Raw genomic sequence first — 10,411 nt, forward strand, 5'->3', positions numbered from 1 at the left:
AGGTAGGACTCGAACCTACGACCCTCTGATTAACAGTCAGATGCTACTACCAACTGAGCTACTTCGGAATAACCATTATTGTTTGTCGCTTCAATGTGTTATCACCTTGTCGACATTTAATATTATATAAAGCTTTATCTTATTCGTCAATAGTTTTTTTAAAAAAACTTTATTTTTTTAACTTAAGTCTTCCTAAACACTTGCTACAACAGTATTTATCCGTATTCATTCGAATCTTTCTTACATACTGAGTACCACATTTCAAGCATATATACGTGTATTTTTTACTGCTACTTCTATTATTTTCTTTTCTTAAATTAGAGCAAAAACGTGGAGCATTTGCTTGTTTTAAAAGAATCCTAAAATCTGCATCTCTATGTTGATAACCCTTTCCTTCTATATGAAGATGATAATGACATAGCTCATGACGAATAATTCCCTCGATTTCTTTAAGACCATACTGTTTATAAGCTTGAGGATTTACTTCGATATTATGAGACTTCAACAAATACCTTCCTCCGGTCGTACGTAGTCTCTTATTAAAATAGGCCTGATGTAAAAAAGGCTTATGAAACACATCTTCAGAAATCTTACAAACTAATTGATATAGCTCTTGATCTGTCATAGTATACCTCCAAGCAAAAAATCAATACTCCACAAATGCGGAGTATTGAATAAATAATAATATGATTTTATTTTGATACTCTAAAACAGTTACGCCTCACTAATTTGTTGTAACTCAGGTGGAAGCATTGTTAGCGAAATTCTACCCTTTGCAACCTCTACTTTTTCTACCCAGACTGTTACAATATCACCAAGCGAAACTACGTCTAATGGATGTTTAACATATCCTTTTTTCAATTTTGATATGTGTACAAGCCCATCTTGTTTTACGCCTATATCGACAAATGCACCAAAATCAACTACATTCCGAACAGTACCTTGCAGCTCCATACCTGGTTGTAAATCTTCCATTTTCAAAACATCTTTTTTAAGGAGCGGTTGAGGGAAAGCATCTCTTGGATCTCTTGATGGCTTCATTAATGAATTAATGACGTCCTTTAATGTTACTTCGCCAATTCCCCATTCTTGACTCAATCGTCCAATATCTAAGTTACCAATAGCTTGTTCTGCTTCAGCAGTACCAATTTGTGCCTTATCAATATGCGCTACTTCTAAAATTCGCTTTGCTAAATCATAGCTTTCTGGATGAATGGCAGTTGCATCTAGTGGATTCTTTGCGCTAGGAATACGTAAAAAACCGATGGCTTGTTCATATGTTTTCGCCCCTAGGCGTGGAATTTTCTTCAATTGTGTACGAGCAGTAAATTTTCCATTTTCGCTTCGTACTTTCACAATATTTTCTGCAACTGTTTTAGAAAGACCAGAAACATATTGAAGTAATGATGGTGATGCCGTATTAACATCTACTCCAACTTGGTTTACAGCTGTTTCTACGATAAAAGTTAACGATTCTTCTAATTTTTTTTGAGATACATCGTGTTGATATTGTCCAACCCCTACTGCTTTCGGATCAATTTTCACAAGTTCAGCTAATGGATCTTGTAAACGTCTTGCAATCGATACCGCACTCCGTTGTTCTACATGTAAATCAGGGAATTCCTCTCGCGCAACTTCAGACGCAGAGTAAACACTTGCCCCTGCTTCACTCACAATTACATAAGCTGCATTACTATCAGAGTCTTTTAAGCAATTAGACACAAACTGCTCCGTCTCACGTGAAGCTGTGCCATTTCCTATCGCTATAATAGATATTGGATAACGTGTTAATAGATCATTGAATGTTTTTTTAGATTTTTCCACATCACCTTTTGCAGTATGAGGATATATAACTGAGATTTCTATCATTTTACCAGTGTCATCTACAACAGCAAGTTTACAACCCGTCCGATATGCTGGATCTACTCCAAGTACATATTGTCCTTTCATAGGAGGTTGTAACAATAAGTTTCGTAAGTTTTCGGAGAAAATATGAATAGCTTGCGCCTCTGCTTTTTCAGTCAATTCATTACGTATTTCTCTTTCTATGGATGGTTGGATCAATCGTTTATATGCATCTTCAATTGCTAATTCGACTTGCACAATAGCCGGTGAAGAGGATTGTGGTATCCACTCATTTCTCATAACTTGATGAATACTTTCTACTGGTACTTGAACACTTACTTTCAACACATCTTCTTTTTCACCACGATTAATAGCTAAGACACGATGAGGCACGATTTTGTTTATAGGTTCTTCATATTCATAGTACATTTCAAACACTGCTTTTTCATCCAATTCTGCATTTTTAACAGTCGCTTGAATCTTACCTTTTTGCCATGAAATTTTGCGGATTTTCTCACGAATTGCTGCATCATCTGCAAAACGTTCCGCTAAAATATCACTCGCACCTTGAATAGCTTCCTCAGCATTTTCGACCTTATCATTGATAAATGAAATAGCCAATTCTTGTAAAGGTGTTTTTCCAAAAGTCATTAATAAATCTGCTAATGGTTCTAAACCTTTGTCTTTTGCAATTGTTGCCTTAGTACGACGTTTTTGCTTATATGGGCGATATAAATCCTCAATACGCTTTAATATTGTTGCTTCATTAATTTTTTTCGTTAATTCTTCAGTTAACTTTCCTTGTTCATCAATTAGGCGAATAACCTCTTGTTTACGTTGTTCTAATTGTTGAATATAGTGATATCTGTCTTCGATTGCTTTAATTTGGACTTCATCTAAAGAACCGGTTGCTTCTTTTCGATAACGAGCAATAAAAGGAACTGTATTTGAAGCATCAAGCAATTGAATAACTTGCTCTACTTGATGTGTGCGTATACCTAATTCTGATGCGATTAATTGAAACATTTTTTTATCGTTCATAAGTTCACTACCTCTCCTTAGTGTTTCCTATTTTACCATATTGTGAATTTACACTTCTTCAAAGAGAAAGCATTTTCGCTCTCTTTCCACTAACATACATAATAATCAATACGAACTGTATCCAAAAGAAAAAAGGATTGTCTAAAGTACTTTCGACGACCCTTTTTCAGATTCAAAATAATTATTTAAAAAAATAGGACTCTGTTTAACTCCCTCAGCAAGCATCTTTTTTGTCATTCGCTCACTACCTTAGCCACTTTTTAATCGTAATTATTGTTCCTTCATTTAAGTTTGTACGAATCTCAAACTCATCCATCAGGCGTCTTACACCTGGCAATCCAGCGCCTAATCCTTGTGAAGTTGAATAACCAGTTTGCATAACTTGTTCTACATTATCTATTCCTGGTCCTGAGTCTGATGCAATTATAGAGATCCCAATACAATTCTTTTCTACTATTCTATGTACTTCAATTTTTCCTTGCTCTGCATACAAATATATATTCCTAGCCAATTCACTGATAGCAGTTGTAATTCGTGCTTGATCAACTAAATCAAAACCAATTGATTTAGCTTTCTTGCGTCCAAGCTGGCGTGCGGCAACTATATCCCATTCTGTCAAAATATCTACAGAAGACCCTTCCATTCCTAACTCGCCCCCAAATCACTTATACTTCATTTACCAAGTAAGTTATCTTCAAGCATAAAAATCACTAAAACAATGGCTGTATAAAAATGATGACTTAGATACTAAAAATAAAACATTATCTATTTAACTACCTTCTTTTTCTAATTGTATAATATATTTACTAAATTTACACTGCTATTTCAGTAATATTTTTTTTTGAAAAAATATAGATAAATATGTTTAGTTATATGTACATCAAAACAAAAACACCAGAACATCTAATTCTGGTGTTTCAATATGTATGCTATTTAAAATTTTAAAAGCCCTAAACTAATTTCCAAAGCTTCTTCTACTTTTTCCATTAGTGGTCCGTCTAGTTGTGTAATTTTATCAGTCAATCTCGATTTATCAATGGTCCGTAATTGTTCCAATAAAATAACAGAATCTCTTTCAAAGCCATATTTTTTTGCATCAATTTCAACATGTGTAGGTAGTTTTGCTTTTTGAATTTGCGCAGTTATTGCAGCAATAATTACTGTTGGACTAAATCGATTCCCAATATCATTTTGTATAACCAGTACGGGTCTAGTACCACCTTGCTCAGACCCGACTACTGGTGATAAATCCGCAAAAAAAACGTCACCACGTTTTACGTTCAAGTTTTCATCCTCCGCTTACGAGTCGCTCCACCATATGTTCTGCTTCATACTCAACATGTAAGCATTCACTACATATAGATAAGTTAATCTGTGACATTTCTGCATATCCTTTAACCATCGCTTCTCGCATATGATTTTTTTGTGTTGTATGAATAAACCGTTTTGTAGGAATATAAACAAATTCATCTGTATTTTTCGTATTCGTAATTTCTTTATAAGCTTGTTCAATGTTCTCAGAAACCTTTATTTTAGGTAACCGAATCAAGACCTCTTCTATTCTTCTTTGACTCAAAGCCAACACCTCCACAAACCAATCACATTAATACCTCTAACTTACTATCTATCCTATCATTAATAAAAGACATTGAAAAGACAAAATGAGTAAGCATTTGACATATACGTTGATTTTTTTCTGAATTTGTCGACTTATAGAACAATTCACTATTTATATGTTAAAAATGTCGTATCATAAGCTAATAGCACATTACCATACAAGTTACAATTTACTTATAAATTCTTGGTATTCTAGAAGAAAGCATACATGGTATTTCATATACAATTGTATGTAGGCGATCTGCCCATTCTTGTATTCGAATCTCTTCTTGTTGTTGTTTTCCTATTAAAACTACTTTCTCTCCAACAGCCATTTCTCTAGGTAATTTAATCATCATTTGATCCATGCAAATTCTTCCGATAATCGGCGTTCTTTTACCATCTATCAATACTTCCTGACCAGATAGACCACGAATAACCCCATCAGCATAACCTACAGGCACTGTACCAATCCACTCATCTTGTTGAGCTACATAAGTACCACCATAACTAATAGTATCTCCTTTAGTTACTTTTTTAACATGTACTAATTCACTCTCTAACATTAATGCCGGTTCTAGTGGGTAAGGTAAATGTTTTTCAACAAATGGTGATGGTGATAAGCCATACATTGAAATACCAAAACGCACTGCATCAAATTGAACATCTTGTTTGACCAAAGTTGCTGCGGTATTAGCTGCATGTACTAGTCGAGGTTTTGCAGGTAAAGATGCTACTAATTCTTTAAAAATCGCTAATTGGCGGTCATATTGTGATGTATTTTCTTCATCTGCAGTAGCAAAATGAGTGAAAATACCATCTACTTCTATATTATTATCCATTAAAATTGCATCATATACAGCTTTTAATTCTTTTTCTGAACGGACCCCTATACGTCCCATTCCACTATCTACTTTTATATGCACTTTTAATGTTTTTTTAAATTCTTTAGAAAATGATGATACTTCATGAATCCATTGTGGTGAAAATACAGTAAGAGTAATATTAGCGTTCGCTGCGTAAGATGCAAAGCTGACAGGAACAGCCCCTAATATTAATATTGGTGTGCCTTTAATAGACTCTCTAACATGTAATGCTTCCTCTGGTGTCGCAACTGCTAACATCGTTGCTCCTGCCGCTAAAGCTGCTTTAGCAACTTGTATATCACCATGACCGTAAGCATTTGCTTTTACAACTGCAATAATATCTACCTTTGAATGCAAATGCTTACGTAAATTTTTTATATTATCTTGTATTGCTGTTAAATTAATAATCGCTTTTGTGGGACGGAATTGTAGATGCTCAGTCATATTGTTCTAACCTTCTTGTTCGTTTTTTTCTATTATCGTCCCTGAAAGAATTTTGGTCAATTATAATGCTATTTTACTTCACCATTTACCATTGAAGAGGCTACTTCTATTAATTCTTCTTTACTTAAATCGTTTGAGGCAATAAAGAAAGATACGCCATTTGTATCCCATGTAATCGAATGATCTGTAATGGCTCCAATTGTAAATCCTAAATCTGCTGGATCTCCAGGCGAGAATACAGGGATATACAATTGTTCTGCTTTAGTTACTTTTTCTTGAATAATTGTGAAGCTCTTATCTCCTTCAAAAGATAAGAATTTACGTGTACCATTATCCATTTGTAAAGAATCTTCATCTTTTAATTTGACGTTATCCCATTTTAATACCGGATAATATGTTTCAAAATCACCATTATCAGCAGTATCCTCTAAGTTTTGAGAACTGTCAGTGGCTTCTTCAGTTGTATTTCCTGATGTAGCAATTGTCTCCTCACTTGTGTTTGCATTACTTTCTTCTGAAGAAGTTGTACCATTTGTAGATTGTGAATGTTCATCTGAAGAAGATTCTTCAGTCGCCTTTTCTTCTGATGTATTTTCACTTGTTGTTTTATCATCTGTTGTGTTTCCGTTTGTATTTTCTCCACTTGACGCTTCTTTATCAGTTTCTTCAGTAGACGTCACATCGGTCTTAGCATCTTCTGTTTCAGCCTTGTTATCATTTGATTTTGTAAAATCTTCTACTGCATAGTCAGAAGCTTTTTTAGCAACACCTAAAGAAATCTTTTTAAATGTGATGCGAATTTGTTCTTCATTTGCTTCATTTAAAACAATAACTTTTGATGGTAATAATGTCTTTTTATTAATATAGACTTGTTGTGTTGGAAGAATTTTCGAATGATTGTTACGCGTTTTCGCTTTGAAAATATAAGCGTTTTTCGTTTCCTTCATTTCAGCTGTTTTATCAGCAGCTAAATCGTCAGCTAATGCATTCAACAAATACCCTTGACTATTTTGTTTTGGCCAATCACTTTGGAATTTATACGTTTTTTTCAATGAAGGCGTCACTACAAAAACACCTTCTTCGTTTCGTATAATCATTTGGGAAGTATCTTGACCTTCTTCTGATACAGAAACGCGATAAAATTCAGGTTTCGTATGCCATACATCTACGTCGTATTTTTTTGCCTCTCCTGTTGTCTTAATCTCCATTACCGCTTTTACTTCATAGCCTTTAGCGGCTGTCCATTTCTTGCTTGTCTTTTTTACAACATCCTCTTTTGAATTAGATCCACAAGCTGTTAGTAATAATACTGCTGTAAGACATAGTAGTCCTATTGTGAGAAATTTTCGCAAATCCCCATCCTTTCTACATTTTCCATTATCGTATCCTATGAACGAGCCTTAACATTTATGCGAGCAGAATAACTTGTGCAGCCGCATATTCTTTTGAATGTGTAATACTAACAAAACCCTGAACTAAATTCTCCTTAAAATACAAAATTGGTTGTCCCTGATCATTGGGCAAAATTTCTATATCTTGTAATGCACACTCCTTCCCTATTCCTGTCCCGTTTGCTTTAGAAAATGCTTCTTTTGCTGAAAACCTTCCTGCTAAAAATTCTAGTTGACGTCTTGTTTTTAACTGATTAAAAATTTTTTGTTCTCGTGCTGTTAAAATTTTTTCTTTAAACCTTGGGCTTAGGTCATTTGCTTTCTGTATTCTATTTATTTCTACGATATCTAGTCCAATTCCTTTAATCATTTTTGCTTCTCCTTTTATTCAGTTAATAAAACAATGTATAATAATCTTATTAAAATCGAGGTGAATACATGTTTAATCGAACAGAAAATCTTTCGCAATACATAAAATTATATCCAGTCATTTCAATTTTAATTGCGATCAATATTATTGTGTATCTTCTTGGGATGATTCCTTCACTTGGCTTGAATATTCTAAACCTGGGGGCATCGGTAAATTATTTAATTGCTGACGGTGAATATTGGCGATTAATCACATCTATGTTCATCCATGGCGGTTTCTTTCACTTACTTTTCAATATGTTCTCTTTATATGTATTTGGTCCTGAGTTAGAACGTATTGCAGGTAAGTTGCGATTCTTTACTATTTACTTTATATCTGGATTTATGGGAAATGTTATTTCATATTTAACACAACCATTAAATTATGCAAGCATAGGTGCTAGCGGAGCTATCTTTGGTATTTTTGGTGCATTTGCTGCATTAGTCTACTATACTCGAAAAACAATGCCACAATTGAAGCAAATCATTATGCCGATTATTGTAATTTCGATTATTATGACATTCCTGCAATCAGACGTGAATGGTACCGCACATATTGTAGGGCTCGTTACTGGACTAATTATTGGTCTTTTCGATTTTCACCCCAAAAGAGTTTTAAGATGGATTAAGAGAAATTAAAGTGCGAATAGCTGTTGAGGATTTATAATCTCAACAGCTATTTTTTATTTTGAAGGCTATGAGTGTTTGGTTGATACCATTCAAAAATCCCTTCTAAATTCTCTTGGTCAAAATGCTTAATAGAAGCTACGCTACCAGAAGAACCTGACATAATGTGAACAGTCATAGACCCCAAACTTTTTCTTTTTGCTAAATAACTTTGAGAAAGTGAGATTGCTTGTATACGTTGTTTGAATGTCACAAATGTTATTTTACTAATACCTCTATATACAACCGTAAGTTGTTGTTCGTTGGCCGCATATCCTGCGCTTTTATATTGCCAAGCACCTAATATTAGCGCTAGCGGTAAAATAATAAGAACCCATAAACCATACGGAAATGCGAAATAACTAATGCTTAAAGTTATAGGTGTTAGCCAATATAAATACGTTAATAAATATCTACGTTTTGCCCTTTTAGGTGCATGCTCCAACGGTAAATCCCATTGTGTTTCCGGAAATAACTTTTCTAATATTTTAAATGCTAACTGTTTCTTTACAAGTGGTAACAATACAATTTTTCTTTCGCCTTTTTCACCAGAACTTCCAGCGCTTTCAATGACAATAGTTGAGTAGCCAAAAAGTTGTCTGAAAGGGTTTTCCACAATACGAACCCCCTGAATTCGTTTCATCGGTATTGTGATTCTTTTCTTTTCTAATAACCCTTTCGAGATAAATAGCTTATCTTCTTCTTTTTCTACAACAAACTCATAATAGCTTAAAAAAGTTATAACTACAGATACAAACCACGAAATAAGTAAAAATATAAGTACTGCAATAATAACTATTATGGTCCCTAATTTTACGAAAGACTGAAGCTGACCATAAAGCTCATCATATCTTATCCAATCATCAAATTGAGACATAATAGCTGCTAAACCTGAAAAGACTACCCCTATGCCACTAGATGTGGTCGCTAATAATATTAAATCTTTCTTAGACATTCGATGAATAATTGTACGAACGCTTTGATGATTTGGCGAATTATAGAAATCCACACGCTCATTCTGCTCTACTTCACTAAGCTTTTTTTTTGCTTTTTTCATCTCTTTTTCAATTGTATCAGCCTGAACTCGTGTAATTGCAGTTAAGTCAGCTTCGGATTTTCCTCCACTGTCTGCTGCAGTTTCAATACTTACTTTAACTAGTTTTAATGGGCGGTGGAATACACCTTCTTTATAATTCAAGCTTTGAATTCTTTCAAATGGGATATATCTTTTTTTCTTTACAAATAAGCCATATTCAATTCGTAGCTCCTCATCCTCAAACCAGTAGACAAATCGTTTCCAATTGATATAAGAAATTATTAATATCATACATAAAACAAACAGGATTATTACGATAACAATAAGTGTATCTATAAATTGTTTACTAGATGGATTAAGTGAATAGTGAAATCCCCTACCTAGCAAAATAATAATCCCTGGTATAACAATGCTTTTTAAACTAGCAAAAAAACTAATCATAATGGTGATAGGGTGCAGTCGATTCACATTTCTAGACATCATCTTCAGCCACCCTTGCTAATTCTGAAATATGTACTCGTAATTGATCAGCTTCTTGCTCTGTTAATGCTGGTATAGTATGCGTAGTTGCAGCAGTAGATATTGACATGCTTGCTAAATGATAGTGTTTTAAAATAGGACCTTGTGAAGTGTCCACATGCTGAACACGTACCATCGGAACGAGCGTACGCTTCACAATAAATAACCCTTGTTGTATCTCAATTTCTTGTTCCCTTACTTCATAACGCCAATGCTCCCAACGAATCTTTGGAAAAAAATATATTCCAAAAACCAAATCAGCAATCATTACAACTATACTAATTAAATAAATCCACTTCGGCCAATCAAAGACATAAGCTAAAACAATTGCTACAATGACAAACACGAGTAAAATAACTGCTTCAAGCGCAGCATGAATACGCCATACTGTTAAACCTTTTTTAGGGATTCTGTATTTAGGTTGTGAAATCATTTTCAAATCCTCTCTGTAAGTAGATTAAACATAATTATAGTCCAATAAATTAAATGTTTCATTATCAGTATTTTATGATCATCTTATTTAGGTTCTATACTAATTGTTGGGGTTGTCAAACAATTTAGAGTAAAAAAATACACGTAAGCTCCAAATATCTTATACT

General features: G+C 33.9%; 11 protein-coding genes. 1 reads left to right on the forward strand and 10 read right to left on the reverse strand.

The genetic code is table 11. The features are described from left to right. Window positions 1-169: 169 nt before the first annotated feature. The 8 genes from Q0977_RS17230 to acpS form a co-directional block, all read right to left on the reverse strand. Window positions 170-625 carry a SprT family protein gene (locus Q0977_RS17230; RefSeq protein WP_119415965.1) on the reverse strand — a complete coding sequence of 152 codons (456 nt, stop codon included), beginning with the start codon at window positions 623-625 and terminating at the stop codon, window positions 170-172. A gap of 89 nt (window positions 626-714) precedes the next feature. Continuing rightward, the gene (locus tag Q0977_RS17235; RefSeq protein WP_119415966.1) at window positions 715-2,886 is read right to left on the reverse strand and encodes a Tex family protein; all 2,172 of its coding nucleotides are present in this window, start codon (window positions 2,884-2,886) and stop codon (window positions 715-717) included. Between the two features lie 244 nt (window positions 2,887-3,130). After that, complete coding sequence (locus Q0977_RS17240; RefSeq protein ID WP_124217450.1) at window positions 3,131-3,529, reverse strand: anti-sigma regulatory factor; 399 nt, start codon at window positions 3,527-3,529, stop codon at window positions 3,131-3,133. Between the two features lie 290 nt (window positions 3,530-3,819). Then, a complete protein-coding gene (locus Q0977_RS17245; protein WP_119415968.1) occupies window positions 3,820-4,170 on the reverse strand; it encodes a type II toxin-antitoxin system PemK/MazF family toxin in 351 nt (116 codons plus the stop codon). A gap of 4 nt (window positions 4,171-4,174) precedes the next feature. Continuing rightward, window positions 4,175-4,462, reverse strand: a complete 288-nt coding sequence (locus Q0977_RS17250) for a transcriptional regulator (protein ID WP_233548075.1) — start codon at window positions 4,460-4,462, stop codon at window positions 4,175-4,177. A gap of 211 nt (window positions 4,463-4,673) precedes the next feature. After that, window positions 4,674-5,792 (reverse strand): alanine racemase, encoded by a 1,119-nt coding sequence (alr, locus tag Q0977_RS17255; RefSeq protein WP_299516144.1) that lies wholly within the window; start codon window positions 5,790-5,792, stop codon window positions 4,674-4,676. 68 nt (window positions 5,793-5,860) lie between these two features. Then, window positions 5,861-7,144: an outer membrane lipoprotein carrier protein LolA gene (locus tag Q0977_RS17260; RefSeq protein ID WP_119415971.1), complete on the reverse strand. Its 1,284-nt coding sequence runs from the start codon at window positions 7,142-7,144 to the stop codon at window positions 5,861-5,863. Window positions 7,145-7,199: 55 nt separating this feature from the next. Further along, window positions 7,200-7,553 carry a holo-ACP synthase gene (gene acpS / locus Q0977_RS17265; protein ID WP_119415972.1) on the reverse strand — a complete coding sequence of 118 codons (354 nt, stop codon included), beginning with the start codon at window positions 7,551-7,553 and terminating at the stop codon, window positions 7,200-7,202. Window positions 7,554-7,621: 68 nt separating this feature from the next. Between acpS and Q0977_RS17270 the strand changes: the two genes are divergently transcribed. After that, on the forward strand, window positions 7,622-8,230 hold the full coding sequence (locus Q0977_RS17270; RefSeq protein WP_119415973.1) for a rhomboid family intramembrane serine protease: 609 nt from the start codon (window positions 7,622-7,624) through the stop codon (window positions 8,228-8,230). Window positions 8,231-8,267: 37 nt separating this feature from the next. On the opposite strand, the gene Q0977_RS17275 is transcribed toward Q0977_RS17270, so the two are convergent. Continuing rightward, a complete protein-coding gene (locus Q0977_RS17275; RefSeq protein ID WP_164489536.1) occupies window positions 8,268-9,773 on the reverse strand; it encodes a PH domain-containing protein in 1,506 nt (501 codons plus the stop codon). Further along, complete coding sequence (locus Q0977_RS17280) at window positions 9,766-10,245, reverse strand: PH domain-containing protein (protein ID WP_124217453.1); 480 nt, start codon at window positions 10,243-10,245, stop codon at window positions 9,766-9,768. The genes Q0977_RS17275 and Q0977_RS17280 overlap by 8 nt, the downstream gene beginning before the upstream one ends. Window positions 10,246-10,411: the final 166 nt, after the last annotated feature.

The sequence above is a fragment of the uncultured Rummeliibacillus sp. genome (assembly GCF_934216135.1).
Classification (GTDB): domain Bacteria; phylum Bacillota; class Bacilli; order Bacillales_A; family Planococcaceae; genus Rummeliibacillus.